The following is an 18,464-nucleotide window of genomic DNA, read 5'->3' as shown; positions in this document are numbered from 1 at the left end:
GTGCTGGCCCCGGTGGCTAAGCGATGCCACGGCCCAAGGCCAGACCCCGGAGGCAGACGATGACCCAGACGACATTCACCCCGCGCGTGTTTTCCGGCATTCAGCCGTCGGGCGGCCTGACCCTTGGCAACTACCTCGGTGCCATGAAGAACTTCACGACCATGCAGGACGCCGGCACGCACGAGACCGTCTATTGCATGGTCGACATGCACGCGATCACCGTCTGGCAGGACCCCGCCGCCCTGAAGCGCAACACGCGGGAGCTTTGCGCAGGTTTCCTGGCCAGTGGGATCGACCCCGAAAAATCCATCCTCATCAACCAGAGCCAGGTCCCCGAGCACGCGCAGCTTGCGTGGATCTTCAACTGCGTCGCGCGCATGGGCTGGATGGGTCGGATGACCCAGTGGAAGGACAAGTCGGGCGAGAATGCCGAGGGCGCCAGCCTTGGCCTGTTTGCCTATCCCGCACTGATGGCGGCCGATATCCTGATCTATCACGCGACCCATGTTCCGGTGGGTGACGATCAGAAACAGCACCTTGAACTGACGCGCGACATCGCCACCAAGTTCAACCACGACTACGGCGTCGATTTCTTTCCGATCACCGAGCCGGTCATTCGCGGCGCCGCCACCCGTGTCATGAGCCTGCGGGACGGCACGAAGAAGATGTCCAAGTCCGACCCCGTGGACGCCAGCCGGATCAACCTGACCGATGACGCGGATGCCATCGCCAAAAAGTTCCGCAAGGCCAAGACCGATCCCGATCCCCTGCCCGGAACGCCCGAGGGGTTGGAAGGGCGACCGGATGCGCGCAACCTCGTGAACATCTACGCGGCCTTGTCCGACACCTCGGTCGAGGAGGTTCTGGCTGCGAACGACGGCAAGATGTTCGGCTATTTCAAGCAGGACCTCGCGGATCTGGCCGTGGCGCGCCTGACGCCGGTTTCGTCCGAGATGTCGCGCCTGATGGAAGACCCGGCCGAGATCGACCGCATTCTTGCGCGCGGCGCGGAACGGGCGCGGGAAATCACCGCCCCGATCCTTGCCAGGACATACGAGATTGTCGGGATGGTCCGCTGACCGCCCGGCTCACTTGTACCATTCGGGCGGCAATTCCCGGCGCAAGGCCGGCATCGCCTGTGCACAGAACGCCATGAACGCGCGGATCAGGGGATCCGCGTGGCCTTCGCGCGATGTGACGATCCAAAGCCCCTGAACGAGATCAGGCGTCGAAAAGCAGAACGACAGGCTCTGCTCCAGATCCCCCTCGGCACGCGGCAGGAACCCGATCCCCTCGTCTGCACGCAGAAGGCCGATCAACCCGTGGATCGATTCGATCTGCAGGCTGTGCCCATGGGGCGGCAGACGGCTTTGCGCGGTGTGGATCGGTTCGACCAGGCAATGATCGCCTGACAGGCAGACCAGCTTGTGCTGCGCAAGGTCCGCGAAACTGGTCGGAACCCCGTGGGCGGCAAGGTAGCGATCGGATCCATAGAAGCCCCACGGATGGTCCAGCAGCTTGCGCGCCACCAGTGTATCGCCGGACAGGCGCACGCCGGGACGCAGGGCGACGTCGGCTTCCCCCTCCTCCAGCGAAAGGGTGCGCGCTTCGGTGTCGACGCGGAAATCCGTGCCCGGGTGGGCCGCCTGAAACGCGCGGATCAGCCCCCCGGCATATCGCATGGCCGTGGCATTGGCCGTCAGGCGGATCGTGCCCGTCAGGCGGCGTCCGATCGCCTCGGCATGTCCCAACAGGGCGTCTGCCGCACGGGCCATGTCTTCGGCATCCGGCAAGAGCCGCCGGGCGGCGTCCGTCGGCTGTGCCCCGCGGGGGCCCGGCTCGAACAGTTTCAGGGACAGCGCCCGTTCGAGACGCTCGATCCGGCGGCTGACCGTGGTCTGATTGGTCCCGAGGTGACGCGCGGCGGCCGCTGCGGACCCGTGGCGCATGACGGCAAGGAAGACGGCAATATCCGACCACGTGTTCATCTTCGGTTTATCCACGGTTGCACGCGCGGGGAACAGCTGCCGCGGCTCTGCGAAAATGCAGATCTGTTCGGCAATTTCCTGCATTTTCGCATGCCGTTCTCGGGCCCATCTGGGGGGCATGCCCGGTTTGACCGGCCATCACATGCAAAGGACATCTCTCATGTTTACCCGTCTCACAGCAGCCGCCCTTGTCGCCCTGACCTTCGCCACGGGCGCCAGCGCCATGAGCCTGCCGACCTTCACCGACATAATCCCGCCGATCAAGATGCCGATGCCACAGGGGGCGGATGCCCTGTCGACCCGCGGCCAGTAAGCCTGCGCGGCCGATACCCGCAATCACATGTCCGATATCGGCGCGGCGTCCGGCTGATCCGGGTGCCGCGCCGGGTGGCGCATCAGCCGAGGCGCAGATGCCGCGCCCGCGCGCCGCGTTCGATCGCCGCCGCGTGTAGCGGGTCCAGCGCCAGTTCGTAGCGCAGTTCACGCAGCAGCTGCAGCTCCGTCTGCAGGACGTTGCCGTCGGCAGCCGCTACATCGCAGGCGAGGGCGTAGGCCGTTTCGTGGTGCGTGTCCGGCAACGCCCCCCGCACGAGGCCATAGATGGCGTCGAGGCCGTCTTCCTCCTCCAGCAGGTCGAAAACGGTCTGGGCGACCTGTTCCATCCTGTCCTCGTCGTAGTCGGCGAAGATCGGCAGGTGGTTCACGATTGCCTGGATTGTCAGCAGTTCGGAGGTGCGGATCGTCGCATCCGACGCCGACACCGTGATCATCAGGGCGACAAGAGCATCCTGTGCGGAAAAAGCGGTATCTGTCATGGGAAGCTCCTTTTGCGGTGATTTATTGACGATGCCGCGTTGCCGCAATAGGGGGGGCAAGTTTCCGTAACATCATCCAGAGGACATTCCCATGAGCAGTCTGCGCGACGCCGCCATGACATCGAAGGCCTGGCCATTCGAGGAGGCCCGCCGCCTGCTGAAACGCGTCGAAAAGCAGGACAAGGACCACGTCCTGTTCGAGACGGGTTATGGGCCGAGCGGTTTGCCGCATATCGGCACCTTCGGGGAGGTCGCGCGCACGACGATGATCCGCCGTGCGTTCGAGGTGATCTCGGACATTCCCACGCGGTTGATCTGTTTTTCGGACGATCTGGACGGGATGCGCAAGGTGCCCGAGAACGTGCCGGACCCGGTGGCGTTGCGGGACCATCTGCAAAAGCCGCTGACCTCCGTGCCCGATCCGTTCGGGACCCATGACAGTTTCGGGCATCACAACAACGCGATGCTGCGCCGGTTCCTCGACACCTTCGGGTTCGAATACGAGTTCATCTCGGCCACCGAGTTCTATCGCTCGGGCCGGTTCGACGAGACGCTTCTGCGGGCGGCGGAGCGCTACGACGACGTCATGGCGATCATGTTGAAGAGCCTGCGCGAAGAGCGGCGGCAGACCTATTCCATCTTCCTGCCGATCCATCCGGAGACGGGGCGGGTCCTGTATGTGCCGATGAAGCATGTCGATGCCGCGGCGGGCACGGTCACCTTCGACGACGAGGACGGGCGCGAGTGGACGGTTCCCGTCACCGGCGGCAACGTCAAGTTCCAGTGGAAGCCCGACTTCGGCGCCCGCTGGGCCGCCCTGGGTGTGGATTTCGAGATCTACGGCAAGGACCACGCCGCGAACACGCCGATCTATGGCGGGATCTGCCGTGCGCTGGGCGGTGTCGCGCCGGAGAATTACACCTATGAGCTGTTCCTCGATGCGGAGGGGCACAAGATCTCCAAGACGTCGGGCAATGGTTTGTCGATCGACGAATGGCTGACCTATGCGGCGACGGAGTCGTTGTCGTATTTCATGTATCTGAAGCCGAAGACGGCCAAGCGGATGCATTTCGACGTGATCCCGAAGGCGGTCGACGAATACCATCAGCAACTGCGCGCCTATCCTGATCAGGATGCGGCCAAGCAGGCGGCGAACCCGGTCTATCACATCCATTCCGGTGACGTGCCGGCCTCGGACATGGTCGTGCCCTTCTCGATGCTGCTCAATATCGCGAGCGTTTCGGGGGCCGAGGACAAGGATGTGCTGTGGGGGTTCATCCAGCGCTATGCGCCCGACGCCACGCCCGAGGGCAATCCGCAGATGGATCGCGCCGCCGAGGGGGCCGTTCGGTATTACAATGACTTCGTGAAGCCCGCGAAGGTCTATCGCCTGCCCTCCGATCTGGAGCGGGAGGCGTTGGAGGCCCTGCGCGACGGGCTGCGCGGCTGGGACGGCGATGTCACGGACGAGGCGCTGCAGGGCCTCGTCTATGATGTGGGCCGCGAACGGTTCGACCCCATGCGCGACTGGTTCAAGGCGCTCTACCAAGTGTTGCTTGGGGCCGATCAGGGGCCGCGGTTCGGCGGGTTCATCGCGCTGTATGGTGTGACGGAAACGGCGGACCTGATCGATCGCGCGCTGGCCGGGGACCTGGTCACGGCATCGTAACCGAGGTGCGGCGAAACTTGCTGCCGCATTGATCCGTGCCTGTGGTGTCCTAGGGTTCTGGGATCATCACAGGAGGATCGGCATGAAAGCGTTTGTCGCAGGATTACTCATGATCGCGGGCGCGGCCCACGCAGATGAGACCGCCATTCAGGGTGTCATAGACGGCCAGATGACCGCCTTTCTGGCCGAAGACGTGGATACGGCCTTTGGCTATGCCGGACCGGGCATCCGGTCGATGTTCGGCACGCCTGACAACTTCGGGCGCATGGTCGCGCAGGGCTATCCGATGGTGTGGCGCCCTGCGAACGTGGAATTCCTGACGACGCGACAGACCGGCGCGGGTTGGCGGCAGGATGTTCTCGTGACCGATGCCGAGGGGCGCTTGCACAAGCTGGCCTATACGATGATCGAGACGGCGGACGGCTGGAAGATCGCTGGTGTGCAGGTTCTGACGGCGCCGGAAGTCGGGGTCTGATTTTTTCATGCGAGGGGCGCGGGCCGCGCGAATACCTCGGCGTGCATTAACCTTCTGTTAGCTGTTCACCCCGACAAAGTGGATCACGGCGCGGATCATACCGCCCGCACTCACAGACTTGAGACCGCCCCGGCCGCAGGCCGCTGGGGCGGTCTTTTTTCGTTGGCTGGCCGGCAAAGGGGACGGACATGAACAAGGCGATCACCGAGGGGCTGGAATTCAATCCTCCGATGTTCGAGGACGGGCTGACCCAGTGGTCGCGTCAGGATGGCCTGCCCGGATCGGACACCTATGCCGCGTCCGGGAATGCAACGCTTGTCGCGGCGGATGCGGATTTTGCCTCCTGCCTCGAAATGCTCAAGACCGAGAGCACGCAGAAGCTGCGATCCATGCAGAGGACCGAGATCCTTGCGGGATGTTATCTGCGGGTGACGGCGCGGGTGAAGGCGATCTCGGGGAACTTGCCGTCCGTGCGGATCGGGGCCTTTCCGATCGCGTCCAACGGCAATGGCATAGGGGGCCTGACACAGGCGGGGCCCGCCACCCAGTTGGCCGCCTATGGCCGGGTCGAGACGATCACCGCCATCATCGGCACCGGCAGCCGCGGCGGCGTCGACCTTGCGTGGGACAACCAGGTTGCCAATGCCCATGTCGGCCTTGACCTGACCGGACCGAACGGCGGCGTCGTCCGGATCGACGACATCACCATCGAGGATGTGACCGGGGCCTATCTGCGCACGATGATGGATTGGGTCGACGTGCGCGACTACGGCGCCGTAGGCGATGGCGTGGCCGACGATACCGCCGCCTTCCTTGCTGCCGATGCCGCCGCCAACGGGCGCGAGGTTCTGGTCAGCAAGGGGACCTACAAGTTGACCGATCACGTGACCTTCAACGAGAGGGTCAGGTTCGAGGGCACGGTGACGATCCCCGCGTCGCGCCGTCTGAGCCTTGTCCAGAACTTCGACCTGGGCACCTATATCGACGCCTTCGGCGACGAGGAGGAAGGCTTCAGGAATGCGATTCAGGCGCTCTTCAACTTCACCGACCACGACACGCTGGATATGCAGGGGCGCCGCGTTCTGTTGACGGAGCCACTGGACGTGCAAGGGGCCGTTTACGACAAGGACACATACGCCAACCAGCGCAAGATCCGAAACGGCCAGATCGACGTGGCCGGCGGCGCCCCGTTCGAGGACACGGTCGTGACCGCCAACGCAGCCTACGACAGCGGCAATCCGACCCGTCTGAGCAGCATCGCCAATGTGGCGAACATTCCTGTCGGCGCGCTGGTGACCGCCAATGCCGGTGTCGGACGCGAGGTGTATGTCACCTCCGTCAACGTGGCCAACAGCTATGTGGAATTGTCGAACCCGCTGCATGGCGCGCCGGCATCGCAGACCTATACGTTCCGTCGTTTCAAATACATGATGGACTTTTCGGGCTTTGCGAACCTTCAGAGATTCACCCTGCAGGACATCGAATTCCTGATGGCGGGACAGTGTTCGGGCGTGCTGCTGCCGCTTAACGGGTTGATCTTTCACATGAAGGATTGCTTCTTCACCGGCCCCAAGGACCGGGCCATCACAAGCCACGGGACCGGGTGTCAGGGTATGCTGATCGACCGGTGCCAGTTCCTGTCGAACGAGAATGTCCTGCGGGTACAGGATCGCACCACCATCGCCTTCAACGTCAACAAGAACGACACCAAGATCCGCAACAACCGTGCCAACAAGTTCCGGCATTTCGCGGTGATGGGCGGATCGGGTCATATCGTGACCGGCAACCACTTCTTCCAGGGCGACAACGAAACGCTGGGGCAACGCACGGCGGGCATCGTCTTTGCAGAGGCACAGGCCAAGACGATTTTCGGATCGAACTACGTCGACAATTGCTACATCGAATGGACGAACGAATACGACCCCAACCCCGATTTCGCCAGCGAGCTGTCGTTCGGCGGCCTCCAGATCCTCGGGAACATCATCTTTTCGTCCGGCGTGCCGAGCAGCTATGCACCGATCCACGTAAAGCCCTATGGCTCGGGGCACTACATCAACGGCGTCACGATCACCGGCAATACGTTCAAGACAATCAAGGGGCAGGCCTTGGCACGCGTCGACATGGTGGACACGACCTTCGCGGATCTCGATCACTCGCGCTACAACGACATCTCGGTGCATTCGAACACCTTCTACGCCGTGTCGAACCAGTTTCAGAACCCGATCACCGTTCCGGCGGTCAAGGGCACGGCCGCCGCAAACTGGGACATCGACCTGACAAGCTACCTGCCCTTCGGGGGCGAAGCACGCGTGGTGCAGTCGGTCATGCCCGAAGGGCGGATCACGAACGCCAGCAACGTGACGGTCTGGGACCTGCCCTATGCGACCCCGGGGATAAACGGTGACCGGCAATCCATCCGCCTGTCGTGGCCGCAGGCCTCGAAGGGCAAGGTGTTCGTCACGGCGCGCTGCGACGCGCCCACCTGACGCACAGGGCACGCAGGATGGTGGGCGGCACGGCAGCCACCTCGCGCAGGATCGCGCGCAGGGCCCGCGCCCGTGTCGTCCGGCCCGCGACACCCGATCCCGTGGCCGAAAGCCCCATGAGGCGTGCCGCCAGCATCGCCCGCGGCAGATGCCAGCGATTTGTCACGATGATCACCGGGCGCCCCCTGATCAGGGGCGCCGCCATCTTCAGGTTCTCGATGGTGTTTCGCGACCGGGTTTCCGCGATGAGGGCGCGCGCGGGGACACCCATGGCGCGCGCCAGATCGGCGCCCACCTCGCCCTCGGATAGGCCGAACGCCCCCTTGCCGCCGCTGACGCAGATCGCGTCGACTGCACCCGCGCGATAGAGGCCGACGGCATGGACCACGCGCAGACGCAGCGTCGGCGATGGCGTGCCATCGGCGCGGACCTTCGCACCAAGGACCAGAGCAACCTTCACAGCGCCGCGATCTCCTCCGCCGAGAAACGATAGGCCTTGCCGAATCCGCCGTTCAGAAGCCCCTCGGACGGCAGGATGCGCAGCAATCGGAAATCCGTGAAATCGAAATAGAGCCGCGCCTTGGGGCGTGCCGTCAGGTAATCGTCCCGCAGCGCCGCCTTGTCGCAGACCTCGGCCCGGCCCAACAGGGTCAGACGCGGTTGGGTCAGCGGATCGCCCCGCGCCACGACATCCCCGAGGAGGATCGAACAGTCCGGCATGGCGGCAAGGGCGCGTGCATGGTCGGACAGGTCCGAGATCAGCATCACCACCCCCTGCCCCCGGATCCAGACGCACCCCACCCTCGTCACCATGGGCACACGGCCGCGCAGGGTGCCCAGCGCGCCGGCCATCGCCTGGGACATGAGCGTGCGCGCAAGATCGCGCGCGTCATCGTCGAGGGGGCGGTAGGCATCCATGGCGCGAACACTGACCCCTGCCCGTCGGGGTCGCAAGGGCCGTCGTGCACCTGCGGGTCGATGGCGGCTGGACCTGCCGCAACGGCCTGTTAGGGTTCGCGCGAAAAAGGGGGCTCCGTATGGCATTCGGAACGACGATCAGAACCTGGTTCGATGGCGCTTGGCACGACGGGGACGTCCCCGTCATGCGCGCCGCCGATCACGGCATGTGGCAAGGCAGCAGCGTCTTCGACGGGGCGCGGCGGTTCGAAGGCGTGACGCCCGACCTCGACCGGCACTGCGCACGGGTCAACCGCTCGGCCGAGGCCTTGATGCTGACACCGACCGTGGATCCGGAAACCATGATCGACATCGTTCACGAAGGCCTGAAGGGATTCGCCCCGGATGCCGCGATCTACATTCGTCCGATGTACTGGGGCATCCACGGCAGCGAACTCGGGCTTGTCCCGTCGGGCGAAGAGACCGGTTTCGCGATCTGTCTGGAGGAGGTGGCGATGTTCGCCCCTGACAAGACCACGACGCTGACCACGACGCGGTTCCGCCGGCCGGTGCTGGACGACAACGTCTGCGATGCCAAGGCGGGGTGCCTCTACCCCAACAATGCCCGGATGCTGGCCGAAGCCCAGCGCAAGGGATTCGGAAATGCGCTCGTGGCGGATGCGATGGGCAACGTTGCCGAAAGCGCCACGGCCAACGTGTTCATGGTGAAGGACGGAGAGGTCTTTACCCCGGTCGCAAACGGCACCTTCCTGTCGGGCATCACCCGCGCGCGCCACATCGCGAACCTCGCCCGCGAGGGGCAGACCGTGCATGAGACGGTGCTGACCTTCGACGATTTCCGCAACGCGGACGAAGTCTTCCTGTCGGGGAACCTGACCAAGGTGACACCCGTTACCGCCTTCGATGATCGTCAGTATCAGGTCGGCCCCGTGACCCGCCGCGTCCGGGACATGTACTGGGATTGGGCCCTGTCCGCGGCGTAGGACAGCCATTGCCGGAGGGTCGGGGGCATATGTCGGCGCTCCGACCGATTGGAGACGAACGCCATGCCCCGCCGCGCGGTCCTGTCGCTGTTGTTCCGCGTGGTGCGTGCTGCCCCCCTTGTCGCCACATCGATCGCCCTGATCTGGGCCCTGTCGATGCATCCCTTCGCCATGCCCTTCGTGGAGCGTCAGGCGGCCGACCTTGCCCGCACGCTGGAGGCGCGGGTCGCGCGCAGGGCGACGACGGATTGGATCGACACCTCGTTGCGCGACGCCGTCGCGGCCCAAGACGGGGAGCGCGCAGCCATGCTTCTGGAATTGGCCGAAGACCTGGACCGCCCCGTCGACCGGGCGGCCGCCGAAGCCCTGATCGACCGGCAGGCCAGCGGTCTGGCGGGGGCCGCCGCGTGCGGCAGGTGCATGCTGGACATCCGGATGTGCCGGAGCGTCAACCAGATCGCGGCCTGCGCCCTGCCGTTCGAGATGTCACCCCTCGGCGACCTGAATGCCCTGCGCCGTGCCGGGCAGGCATGGGCTGGGGAAACGCCGGTCGACACGCTCGACGCATCCCTCGCGCTGATCGGGTTGGGCGCCACGGGGGCCGTCCTCGTATCTGGGGGCAGTTCCGCAACCGTGAAGGCAGGCACCGGGTTGTTGCGCATGGCCCGCCGGATGGGGTCGTTGACCCCGTCGATGGCACGGCTGCTGCGTCTGCCTGTCCGGCCTGCGGCCCTGCCGGCCTATCTGGCGGGACGCGCACCACTTGACACGGTGACGGATACCGCGCGGCTGGCGCGGCTCGGCGGGGTGGCACGTGACATGGGGCGCGTCCGTGCCGCCACCTCCACCCCCGAAGCGCTGCGCCTGATGCGGCTGGTCGACACCCCCGAGGATGCCGCGCGACTGGCCCGTGTGGCAGAGGCGGCAGGACCACGCACCAGCAGGACGGCCGCCGTCCTGGGAAAATCGCGGCTTTTCCGCGCGACGGTCAGACTAAGCAGTCTGGCGGCCAGCACACTGATCCTTCTGTGGGTGACCGTCCTGCAGGTTTGCGTTGGCGTCGCCTCGTGGTTGGGCGGCCGGCTGTTGCGCGCATTTCTGCCCCGGTGACGTCGGGCCAAACTTATGGACACAGACGGGCCGGCGCGGCATTCTGACAGCCGCAGATCGGAGGAGTCCTCATGCGCAAGTTTCTGGTCGTGCTGGATGACAGCCGCGAATGTCTGAACGCGATGCGCTTTGCCGCATTGCGCGCGGAACATACCAAGGCCGGAGTCGAAGTCCTGTCCGTCATTCCCCCCGACGAGTTCAATCACTGGATCGGCGTCGGTGACATCATGCGCGAAGAGGCGCGGGAAAGGATCATCGCGCATTTCGAGGTCTTCGCCAAATGGATGCGCGACAAGCACGGGCTGGAACCGCACCTCGTCATCCGCGAGGGGGAGCCGGTCGAGGAGATCCTGGCCCAGGTCCGCGAAGATCCGGAGATCGGTGTCCTCGTCCTCGGCGCGGCCGCCGACAAGAAGGGGCCCGGGCCCCTCGTGACACAGCTGACCAGATCGGCGGGAACCCTGCCCATGCCCATCACGCTGGTGCCGGGGGACTTGTCCAAGGAACAGCTGGAGGCGATCGCCTGAGGTCACATGTAAGATATTCCGGCCTTGCACAGATGGCACATGCTGCGACGGCCTGCACCATTTGGGCGTCCCTACGCGTGATATTGGTCATTGTCATTGTGTGGCCGAATTTTGCGATTGCTGAACCGGAGTTTAGTGACAGCTACCTTTCCACATCCGACGCGCGGTTTCTGCAGGCAGCACTGTCCTATTCAGGACATTATCTGGGCCGGGTGGATGGCGTCTGGGGGGCAGGCAGCCGCGCCGCGTTGAATGCTGCGACGCGTGAGGACTTGTCCGAGGCAGCTGTTTTGAAAACCTTGTTGCCGCTTCTAGAAGATTTAAAAAGCGCGGGTTGGCGGGTGTTCAACCCGGAGCGGGGCACATCGATGCTGATACCCGACAGGCTTGTCGATTCGGTCACCGGGCCCGACTATATCGAGATGAGCACCGCGTCCCGAGACCTGATCGTCCGTTACATCTTTCGCGCGAGTGGTGGCGCGGCCGCGATGCACGATTGGTTGGAGTCCGAACATATGGGCCGGGAGCCGTTCTATCGGGCCAATACGTCCGAAGCATTCATCAGCAGCGGACATATTGCCTCGGGTCAGGTCTATTTGCGCAGCGTTTGGCGCAATAGCATCTGGGAGACGGTACTGGTGCAATTTCGCCCTACTCAAGCGGCACGCGGTCGCCTTCTGATCGCGAGCCTCGCGAACGGGTACCTGCCTCCTTTGAAGATAGAGGACGGAGGATACATCGACGAGATGCTGGCGCGCCTTACGGTGCCGCCCCCTGACTCTGCCGCCACGCCATCCGGGAAATCAGGTGATTACCCCGCCGGTAGCGGCACCGGATTCTATGTCAATGCAACGAACATCGTGACTGCAGATCATGTGATCGCCGGATGTAGCCGCCTGACTTTAGTCGACGGTTCGGAGGTGACACGCATCGCGCACGATCCAGCTACAGATCTCGCCGTCCTACGCGCCACGCGTCGGTCGGGCGACTGGCTTGCCATCAGCAATAGTCAACAGGTTCGGCTGGGCGCACCCGTTCTCGCAATCGGCTTTCCCTATGCAGGTCTTTTCGAACAGGGGATCAGCGTCACGCGCGGAAACATCAGTGCACTGCGAGGATTGGATGGAGCCGATGACGTCGTGATGCTGACCGCACCGATCCAACCGGGAAACAGCGGCGGCCCGATCGTAGACGGGAACGGATATGTCGTCGGTGTCGTCAGTTACCGCGCATCTGATCTGTACACAATCGAACGGTCAGGCACGGTGCCTCAGAACATGAATGCCGCAACTCGTTTGGAGCCACTGCGGCGCTTTCTTGCCAAGGCAAACGTCCTTGTGCCCGCCCCAGTAACACAAGAGATTGACATGACCTTAGGCGTGCCGGACGCGATGACCCGCGCTGTTGTTCAGGTGATCTGCCGAAGCCCGCTTTAGAATCGTTCCAAGTTCTTGACGTTTCACGGCCCCGGGCGCACATAGAGGCTCAACCCCCGGAGGCCCCCGTCATGTTCATCCAGACCGAAACCACGCCGAACCCCGCCACCTTGAAATTTCTGCCCGGTCAGGCCGTCCTCGAAGCGGGAACCGCCGATTTTCCGACGGCCGACTCCGGGCAGAAATCGCCCCTCGCACGTCGTCTGTTCGCCATTTCCGGCGTGTCGGGCGTGTTCTTTGGGCATGACTTCGTCACGGTGACGAAGGATGACGCAACCGACTGGGATCATATCAAACCTGCGATCCTCGGCGGCATCATGGAGCATTTCCAGTCCGGCGAGCCCGTGATGGAAGGCGATGCACAGACCGCGCATGCCGCGAACCACGACGAAGCCGACAGCGCCATCGTCGGCCAGATCACGGAACTGCTGGACACGCGCGTGCGCCCCGCCGTCGCGCAGGACGGTGGCGACATCACGTTCCATGGCTTCGAGCGTGGCGTTGTCTATCTGCAGATGAAGGGGGCCTGCGCGGGCTGCCCGTCCTCGACCATGACCCTGAAGATGGGGATCGAGAACCTCCTGCGGCACTATATCCCCGAAGTTCTGGAGGTTCGGCCCGTCGGGCTGTGACACTCGGACCTGAATGACGCAAAGCGGAGCGGGCCATCCCGGTGGCCCGTCCGATACCTTGGCCAGAGGACCCCGAGATGACGACCATTCTGGCCTTCGACACCTCCGGCCCCTACTGCGACGTGGCTGTTCTGCGGAACGGGGATGTCCTTTGCCATGCCCACGAGGCGATGACCAAGGGACAGGCGGAACGGCTGATGCCCTTGATACAGGAAATGATGGACACGGCGGGCGTCGCCATGACGGACCTGTCCGCCATCGGTGTCGGGATTGGGCCCGGCAATTTCACGGGTACGCGCATTGCCGTGGCTGCCGCGCGGGGATTGGCCCTCGGGCTGGGGATTCCGGCCGAAGGGGTCGGCTGCGTCGAGGCCTATGCAGATGGGCGCGATGTCACGATCTGCCTGCCCGCGCCACGGGGTCAGGTGCATCTGGGTCACCACGGACATATCGCAACGCGCGACGTCGACGCCGATCTGGCGCGTGACATCGAAGGCCCGGTCGCCGGTCCGGCCGCCGAGACCGTCGCGGCGGCAACGGGCCTGCAACGGGTTGCGACGCCAAGCCTGTCCGTGGCGATCGCACGGATCGCGCAGACGCGGGCCGCGCCCGATCGCCCCCGCCCGGCGCCCATCTATCTGCGCGCCGCCGACGCGGCCCCTGCGGCAGATGCGCCCCCCACGATCCTGTAGGTATTGGCGGACCGCCGGGTCACCCTAGGTTGCGCGGGGTCCGCAATGAAACCAATCCGCCCATGTCCCTGTCTGCCGATCTTGCCGCCCTTCACGCGACGGCCTTCGACGGTGCCTCCCGCTGGTCGGAGGGCGCGTTCGAAGCTGCGTTGACGGATCCGCGCTGTTTCTTTTCGCTGCATGAGACACAAGGCCGGCTGACCGGCTTTGCCCTAGGGCGTGTCATCGCGGATGAAGCGGAGTTGCTGACCCTTGTCGTCGCGATCGGCGATCGTCGCACAGGCACGGGGCGGCATCTTGTCCAAGCCTTCGAGATGGCCGCCGCAGAACGTGGGGCCCAGACCGTCTTTCTGGAAGTTTCCGCCGAGAATGCGCCGGCGCGCCGCCTGTACGAGCGGGCAGGATGGCGCACGGTCGGTCAACGCAGCGGCTATTACGAGGGCGTCGACGCCCTGACGATGCGCAAGGACCTCTGACGCATCGTCAAATCTGGACGAATCCGGTTGATCTTCGGCGGGGGCTGCGGCCTTATCGCGTGCATCAATGCATGGCCGGGGGGCTGCGCCGTTCCAGATGGACTGCCTTAACCCGTGTCAGCCCAACGGGAGAGACCGATGAAGATCACCACCAAACTGATGGGCGCCGCAGCTGCGCTGGCCCTTACGTCCGGCATGTCCTTCGCTGACGGCCATGCCAGCCCCGGCTTGATCATCGACCTGGGCGGCAAGTTCGACAAGTCGTTCAACGAAAGCGCCTACAACGGTGCCCAGCGCTGGGTCGAGGAAACGGGCGGCGAATATGCCGAGACCGAGCTGGCCAACGAGGCGCAGCGCGAGCAGACCATGCGCCGCATGGCCGAGCGTGGCGCAAACCCGGTCGTCGTTCTGGGCTTTGCCAACGCATCCACGCTGGACGTGGTCGCGCCCGATTACCCGGACACCGACTTCGTGATCGTCGACATGGTGGTCGATCAGCCGAACGTCAAATCCATCGTGTTCTCGGAGCATGAGGGTTCGTATCTCGTCGGCATGATGGCCGCGATGGCCTCCGAGACGGGCACCGTGTCCTTCGTCGGCGGCATGGACGTGCCCCTGATTTCCAAGTTCGCCTGCGGCTATGCCCAGGGCGCCAAGGCCGCCAACCCGGACGCGACCGTGATCGTGAACATGACCGGCACCACGCCGACCGCATGGAACGACCCGGTCAAGGGCGCCGAGCTGACGCGCAGCCAGATCAGCCAGGGCTCCGACGTGGTGTTCGCCGCCGCCGGTGGCACCGGGATCGGCGTGTTGCAGGCCGCTGCCGACGCCGACATCCTGTCGATCGGCGTGGACAGCAACCAGAACTACCTGCACCCCGGCGAGGTCCTGACCTCCATGGTCAAGCGCGTCGACAATGCCGTCTACGACAGCTTCACGCAGGCCATGGCCGGTGAACTGGAATCCGGCATCTCCGTCATGGGCCTCGGAAACGAGGGCGTGGGCTTTGCAATGGACGAGAACAACGCCGACCTCGTGACCGAGGACATGGTTGCCGCCGTCGAAGAGGCCAAGGCAAAGATCATCTCCGGTGAGATCGTCGTCCACGACTATCTGTCCGACAACAGCTGCCCCGCATTCTGATGTCTGACGCGACCCCCGGTGATCTGCTCCTGACGTTGCTTTCGGCCTGGAACGAGGCCGACGCCGGGGAGCGCGATACAATCCTGAAGGGGGCCGTTTCGGCCTCCTTCATCTACGAGGATCCCCATGCCCCGGCGCCCTTCAAGGGGGCGGAAGGGATTGCCCAATACCTGACGATCTTCCGCCGGAACCTTCCGGATGCGGAACTCAACCCGATGGCCGCGCCACAGGTGACGCACGGCACCGCGATGGTGACCGCCCGGCTTGACCGCAACGGTCACAAGTTCGCGCGCCTGATCTTCGTCGGTCATGCCGAAGACGGTGCCCTGACGCGTGTTACCGGGTTCGTGGAAAGCTGATGACGGCGGCCGGAAACCCAGACCTTGCCATCGAGCTGCGCGGAATCTCCAAGGCGTTCGGCCCCGTGCAGGCGAACAAGGACATCTCGATCCAGGTCCGGCGCGGGACGATCCACGGGATCATCGGCGAGAACGGCGCCGGGAAGTCGACGCTGATGAGCATCCTCTACGGCTTCTACAAGGCGGACGCCGGCGAGGTCCTGATCGGCGGCAAACCCACCCCCATTCCGGACAGCCAGGCGGCCATCGACGCCGGCATCGGCATGGTGTTCCAGCACTTCAAGCTGGTCGAGAATTTCACCGTTCTGGAGAACGTGATCCTGGGTGCCGAGGATGGTGCCCTGCTGAAGCCCTCGCTGGCGAAAGCCCGCAAACTCTTGAAGAAGCTGGCAGACGACTACGAAATGGACGTGGATCCGGATGCGATCATCGAAGACCTCGGCGTGGGGCAGCAACAGCGCGTCGAAATCCTCAAGGCCCTGTACCGCGAGGCCGACATCCTGATCCTGGATGAGCCGACGGGCGTCCTGACCCCCGCCGAAGCGGACCACCTGTTCCGTATCCTCGAAGGCCTCCGGGCCGAAGGCAAGACGATCATCCTGATCACCCACAAGCTGCGCGAGATCATGGACATCACCGACACCGTCAGCGTCATGCGGCGCGGCGAGATGACGGCAACGGTCAAGACGGCCGACACTTCGCCCGAGGAACTTGCCGAACTCATGGTCGGGCGCAAGGTCCTGTTGCGCGTCGACAAGGTGCCCGCGACCCCCGGCAAGGTCATTCTGGAGGTGGAGAACCTGCGCGTGGTCGATGATCAGAAGGTCGAACGCCTGCGTGGCATCGACCTGACCATCCGCGCGGGCGAAGTTCTGGGCATTGCGGGCGTGTCTGGCAACGGCCAGTCCGAATTGCTTGAGGTTCTGGGCGGCTATGCGCGGGGCACCGGCACGATCCGAATGAACGGTCAGGAAATCGACCTGACCGGCACCGCATCCGACGCGCGCACACGCCGCGACCGCGGGATCGCCCATGTCCCCGAGGACCGGCAGCGCGAAGGCCTGATCATGGACTATCGCGCATGGGAAAACGTGGGCTTCGGCTATCATCACGATGACCGCTTCAACTCCGGCATGTTCATGGACAACGCCGCCATGCGCCGCGACTGCGTGGAAAAGATGGAACGCTTCGACGTGCGCCCGCCCGATCCGACGCTTGCGGCCAAGAACTTCTCGGGCGGCAATCAGCAAAAGGTCGTGCTTGCCCGCGAGATCGAGCGCAACCCCGACCTTCTTCTGATCGGGCAACCGACGCGCGGTGTCGACATCGGCGCGATCGAGTTCATCCACGAGCAGATCATCGCCCTGCGCGACCAGGGCAAGGCGATCCTTCTGGTGTCGGTCGAACTGGACGAGATCATGGCCCTGTCCGACCGCATCGCGGTGATGTTCGACGGCTGCATCATGGGCGAACGCCTGCCGTCCGAGACGGACGCCAACGAACTGGGCCTGATGATGGCCGGCATGACCGGCAAGGGAGCCGCCGCATGAACGACGCCCTGCCCAAATGGGCCGATATCCTGCTGATCCCCTTCATCAACCTCGTGCTCGCCCTCGTGGTGTCGGGCTTTGTCGTCGCCCTGATCGGCAAGGACCCGTTCGAGGCGCTGTATATCCTCGTCAACGGGTCGGTCGGGTCGGCCTATGGCTGGGGTTATACGCTGTTCTATGCCACGAACTTCATCTTCACCGGCCTTGGCGTGGCGGTCGCCTTCCACGCCCGGATGTTCAACATCGGGGGCGAGGGGCAGGCCGCGCTGGGTGGTCTGGGTGTCGCGCTGGTCCTGCTGTGGGTGCCGTGGCCGCACTGGACGGTGGCCCTCGTGGCGGCCAGCCTCGGCGCTGCGGTCTTCGGGGCCGCATGGGCCGCCATCCCGGCCTATCTGCAAGCGCGCCGGGGCAGCCACATCGTCATCACGACGATCATGTTCAACTTCATCGCCAGCGCTCTGATGGTCTATCTTCTAAGCCGCGTCCTGCTGGTCCCCGGTGCCGGTGGCAGCCCCGAGACCGCGCGCTTTGCAGAGGCCGTCCGCCTGCCCAACGCCTATGACGTCTTGCCGTGGATGGGCTTTTCGCGCTCCACCCCGCTCAACATCTCGTTCTTCCTCGCGCTTGCTTCTTGCGTCTTCGTCTGGGCGCTGATCTGGCGGACACGCCTTGGTTACGAGATCCGCGCGTTCGGGCATTCGGAACCTGCCGCGCTTTATGCCGGCATCTCCCCTTTCAGGATCACGATGACCGCGATGCTGATCTCGGGGGCATTGATCGGCCTGATGGCGACCAACTCCGTCATGGGCGAGGCCGAGCGCCTCGTGATCGATCCGGTGCAGGGTGCGGGTTTCGTCGGGATTGCCGTGGCCTTGATGGGCCGCTCGCATCCCGTCGGCGTCTTCCTCGCGGCGCTTCTGTTCGGGGCCCTCTACCAGGGGGGTGGCGAGCTGACCTTCGAGATGAATGGCATGACGCGCGAGATCATCCTCGTGATCCAGGCCCTCGTGATCCTGTTCACAGGTGCCCTCGACAACATGGTGCGCGCGCCGATCGAGCGCATCTTCCTGACAGCCGGGCGCCGTCCGCAACCGACGTTGCCGACATCCCCCCTGCCGTCCGACGGGGACCCCAAGGACAGCAAGGTGGAGCCATGACCGACATGCCCCAAAGCCTTGCGCAAGCTGCCGGACAGCCGGTTA

General features: G+C 64.5%; 20 protein-coding genes. 16 read left to right on the top strand and 4 right to left on the bottom strand.

Annotation, left to right across the window (positions count from 1 at the left end; all coding sequences use genetic code 11):
* Positions 1-59: 59 nt before the first annotated feature.
* The gene (gene trpS, locus V6N07_RS11205) at positions 60-1,079 is read left to right on the top strand and encodes a tryptophan--tRNA ligase (protein ID WP_371156391.1); all 1,020 of its coding nucleotides are present in this window, start codon (positions 60-62) and stop codon (positions 1,077-1,079) included.
* A gap of 9 nt (positions 1,080-1,088) precedes the next feature.
* Here trpS and V6N07_RS11200 read toward each other — a convergent pair whose 3' ends face one another.
* Positions 1,089-2,072 carry a LysR family transcriptional regulator gene (locus V6N07_RS11200; protein ID WP_371156390.1) on the bottom strand — a complete coding sequence of 328 codons (984 nt, stop codon included), beginning with the start codon at positions 2,070-2,072 and terminating at the stop codon, positions 1,089-1,091.
* A 76-nt stretch (positions 2,073-2,148) separates the two neighbouring features.
* On the opposite strand from V6N07_RS11200, the gene V6N07_RS11195 reads away from it, so the two are divergent.
* Positions 2,149-2,301: a hypothetical protein gene (locus tag V6N07_RS11195; protein ID WP_371156389.1), complete on the top strand. Its 153-nt coding sequence runs from the start codon at positions 2,149-2,151 to the stop codon at positions 2,299-2,301.
* 82 nt (positions 2,302-2,383) lie between these two features.
* Here V6N07_RS11195 and V6N07_RS11190 read toward each other — a convergent pair whose 3' ends face one another.
* Entirely contained in the window at positions 2,384-2,803 is a 420-nt protein-coding gene (locus V6N07_RS11190; RefSeq protein ID WP_371156388.1) for a tellurite resistance TerB family protein, read from the bottom strand.
* A 91-nt stretch (positions 2,804-2,894) separates the two neighbouring features.
* On the opposite strand from V6N07_RS11190, the gene V6N07_RS11185 reads away from it, so the two are divergent.
* The 3 genes from V6N07_RS11185 to V6N07_RS11175 all read left to right on the top strand — a co-directional run bounded on the left by V6N07_RS11185 (position 2,895) and on the right by V6N07_RS11175 (position 7,433).
* Positions 2,895-4,472, top strand: a complete 1,578-nt coding sequence (locus V6N07_RS11185; protein WP_371156387.1) for a lysine--tRNA ligase — start codon at positions 2,895-2,897, stop codon at positions 4,470-4,472.
* An 82-nt stretch (positions 4,473-4,554) separates the two neighbouring features.
* Entirely contained in the window at positions 4,555-4,947 is a 393-nt protein-coding gene (locus V6N07_RS11180) for a DUF4864 domain-containing protein (RefSeq protein ID WP_371156386.1), read from the top strand.
* 188 nt (positions 4,948-5,135) lie between these two features.
* The gene (locus V6N07_RS11175) at positions 5,136-7,433 is read left to right on the top strand and encodes a glycosyl hydrolase family 28-related protein (protein ID WP_371156385.1); all 2,298 of its coding nucleotides are present in this window, start codon (positions 5,136-5,138) and stop codon (positions 7,431-7,433) included.
* Here V6N07_RS11175 and V6N07_RS11170 read toward each other — a convergent pair.
* Together V6N07_RS11170 and V6N07_RS11165 are read right to left on the bottom strand one after the other, a co-directional pair.
* Positions 7,405-7,893, bottom strand: coding sequence for a YdcF family protein (locus V6N07_RS11170; protein WP_371156384.1), 489 nt, complete (start codon positions 7,891-7,893; stop codon positions 7,405-7,407). The genes V6N07_RS11175 and V6N07_RS11170 overlap by 29 nt on opposite strands.
* Positions 7,890-8,351 (bottom strand): pyridoxamine 5'-phosphate oxidase family protein, encoded by a 462-nt coding sequence (locus tag V6N07_RS11165; protein WP_371156383.1) that lies wholly within the window; start codon positions 8,349-8,351, stop codon positions 7,890-7,892. The genes V6N07_RS11170 and V6N07_RS11165 overlap by 4 nt, the downstream gene beginning before the upstream one ends.
* 119 nt (positions 8,352-8,470) lie before the next feature.
* On the opposite strand from V6N07_RS11165, the gene V6N07_RS11160 reads away from it, so the two are divergent.
* The 11 genes from V6N07_RS11160 (at position 8,471) to V6N07_RS11110 (ending at position 18,419) form a co-directional block, all read left to right on the top strand.
* Positions 8,471-9,334, top strand: coding sequence for a branched-chain amino acid aminotransferase (locus V6N07_RS11160; protein WP_371156382.1), 864 nt, complete (start codon positions 8,471-8,473; stop codon positions 9,332-9,334).
* A 63-nt stretch (positions 9,335-9,397) separates the two neighbouring features.
* Positions 9,398-10,444 carry a hypothetical protein gene (locus V6N07_RS11155; RefSeq protein WP_371156381.1) on the top strand — a complete coding sequence of 349 codons (1,047 nt, stop codon included), beginning with the start codon at positions 9,398-9,400 and terminating at the stop codon, positions 10,442-10,444.
* A 71-nt stretch (positions 10,445-10,515) separates the two neighbouring features.
* Complete coding sequence (locus tag V6N07_RS11150; RefSeq protein WP_371156380.1) at positions 10,516-10,971, top strand: universal stress protein; 456 nt, start codon at positions 10,516-10,518, stop codon at positions 10,969-10,971.
* Positions 10,972-11,003: 32 nt separating this feature from the next.
* A complete protein-coding gene (locus V6N07_RS11145) occupies positions 11,004-12,407 on the top strand; it encodes a trypsin-like peptidase domain-containing protein (RefSeq protein ID WP_371156379.1) in 1,404 nt (467 codons plus the stop codon).
* A 71-nt stretch (positions 12,408-12,478) separates the two neighbouring features.
* A complete protein-coding gene (locus V6N07_RS11140) occupies positions 12,479-13,039 on the top strand; it encodes a NifU family protein (RefSeq protein ID WP_371156378.1) in 561 nt (186 codons plus the stop codon).
* Between the two features lie 77 nt (positions 13,040-13,116).
* Complete coding sequence (gene tsaB, locus V6N07_RS11135; RefSeq protein ID WP_371156377.1) at positions 13,117-13,731, top strand: tRNA (adenosine(37)-N6)-threonylcarbamoyltransferase complex dimerization subunit type 1 TsaB; 615 nt, start codon at positions 13,117-13,119, stop codon at positions 13,729-13,731.
* A 62-nt stretch (positions 13,732-13,793) separates the two neighbouring features.
* On the top strand, positions 13,794-14,207 hold the full coding sequence (locus tag V6N07_RS11130) for a GNAT family N-acetyltransferase (protein WP_371156376.1): 414 nt from the start codon (positions 13,794-13,796) through the stop codon (positions 14,205-14,207).
* A gap of 138 nt (positions 14,208-14,345) precedes the next feature.
* Positions 14,346-15,353: a BMP family protein gene (locus V6N07_RS11125; RefSeq protein WP_371156375.1), complete on the top strand. Its 1,008-nt coding sequence runs from the start codon at positions 14,346-14,348 to the stop codon at positions 15,351-15,353.
* Positions 15,353-15,712: a hypothetical protein gene (locus V6N07_RS11120; RefSeq protein WP_371156374.1), complete on the top strand. Its 360-nt coding sequence runs from the start codon at positions 15,353-15,355 to the stop codon at positions 15,710-15,712. Before V6N07_RS11125 ends, V6N07_RS11120 begins: the two co-directional genes overlap by 1 nt.
* Positions 15,712-17,262, top strand: coding sequence for an ABC transporter ATP-binding protein (locus tag V6N07_RS11115; RefSeq protein ID WP_371156373.1), 1,551 nt, complete (start codon positions 15,712-15,714; stop codon positions 17,260-17,262). The genes V6N07_RS11120 and V6N07_RS11115 overlap by 1 nt, the downstream gene beginning before the upstream one ends.
* Complete coding sequence (locus tag V6N07_RS11110; protein ID WP_371156372.1) at positions 17,259-18,419, top strand: ABC transporter permease; 1,161 nt, start codon at positions 17,259-17,261, stop codon at positions 18,417-18,419. The genes V6N07_RS11115 and V6N07_RS11110 overlap by 4 nt, the downstream gene beginning before the upstream one ends.
* The last annotated feature ends 45 nt before the right edge of the window (positions 18,420-18,464 follow it).

The sequence above is a fragment of the Jannaschia sp. 2305UL9-9 genome (assembly GCF_041403465.1).
Classification (GTDB): Bacteria; Pseudomonadota; Alphaproteobacteria; order Rhodobacterales; family Rhodobacteraceae; genus Jannaschia.
Note: the sequence above shows the minus strand (reverse complement) of the source record. Positions and strands in the feature narration are given on the sequence as shown.

Bases quoted from the DNA above. Each gene is read 5' to 3' on its own strand.
- V6N07_RS11150 (WP_371156380.1), top strand. From the start codon at position 10,516: ATGCGCAAGTTTCTGGTCGTGCTGGATGACAGCCGCGAATGTCTGAAC.
- V6N07_RS11110 (WP_371156372.1), top strand. From the start codon at position 17,259: ATGAACGACGCCCTGCCCAAATGGGCCGATATCCTGCTGATCCCCTTC.
- V6N07_RS11180 (WP_371156386.1), top strand. From the start codon at position 4,555: ATGAAAGCGTTTGTCGCAGGATTACTCATGATCGCGGGCGCGGCCCAC.
- V6N07_RS11185 (WP_371156387.1), top strand. From the start codon at position 2,895: ATGAGCAGTCTGCGCGACGCCGCCATGACATCGAAGGCCTGGCCATTC.
- V6N07_RS11160 (WP_371156382.1), top strand. From the start codon at position 8,471: ATGGCATTCGGAACGACGATCAGAACCTGGTTCGATGGCGCTTGGCAC.
- V6N07_RS11130 (WP_371156376.1), top strand. From the start codon at position 13,794: ATGTCCCTGTCTGCCGATCTTGCCGCCCTTCACGCGACGGCCTTCGAC.
- V6N07_RS11140 (WP_371156378.1), top strand. From the start codon at position 12,479: ATGTTCATCCAGACCGAAACCACGCCGAACCCCGCCACCTTGAAATTT.
- V6N07_RS11155 (WP_371156381.1), top strand. From the start codon at position 9,398: ATGCCCCGCCGCGCGGTCCTGTCGCTGTTGTTCCGCGTGGTGCGTGCT.
- V6N07_RS11165 (WP_371156383.1), bottom strand. From the start codon at position 8,351: ATGGATGCCTACCGCCCCCTCGACGATGACGCGCGCGATCTTGCGCGC.
- V6N07_RS11120 (WP_371156374.1), top strand. From the start codon at position 15,353: ATGTCTGACGCGACCCCCGGTGATCTGCTCCTGACGTTGCTTTCGGCC.
- V6N07_RS11190 (WP_371156388.1), bottom strand. From the start codon at position 2,803: ATGACAGATACCGCTTTTTCCGCACAGGATGCTCTTGTCGCCCTGATG.
- V6N07_RS11200 (WP_371156390.1), bottom strand. From the start codon at position 2,072: ATGCAGGAAATTGCCGAACAGATCTGCATTTTCGCAGAGCCGCGGCAG.
- V6N07_RS11195 (WP_371156389.1), top strand. From the start codon at position 2,149: ATGTTTACCCGTCTCACAGCAGCCGCCCTTGTCGCCCTGACCTTCGCC.
- trpS (WP_371156391.1), top strand. From the start codon at position 60: ATGACCCAGACGACATTCACCCCGCGCGTGTTTTCCGGCATTCAGCCG.
- V6N07_RS11145 (WP_371156379.1), top strand. From the start codon at position 11,004: ATGGCACATGCTGCGACGGCCTGCACCATTTGGGCGTCCCTACGCGTG.
- V6N07_RS11125 (WP_371156375.1), top strand. From the start codon at position 14,346: ATGAAGATCACCACCAAACTGATGGGCGCCGCAGCTGCGCTGGCCCTT.
- V6N07_RS11115 (WP_371156373.1), top strand. From the start codon at position 15,712: ATGACGGCGGCCGGAAACCCAGACCTTGCCATCGAGCTGCGCGGAATC.
- tsaB (WP_371156377.1), top strand. From the start codon at position 13,117: ATGACGACCATTCTGGCCTTCGACACCTCCGGCCCCTACTGCGACGTG.
- V6N07_RS11175 (WP_371156385.1), top strand. From the start codon at position 5,136: ATGAACAAGGCGATCACCGAGGGGCTGGAATTCAATCCTCCGATGTTC.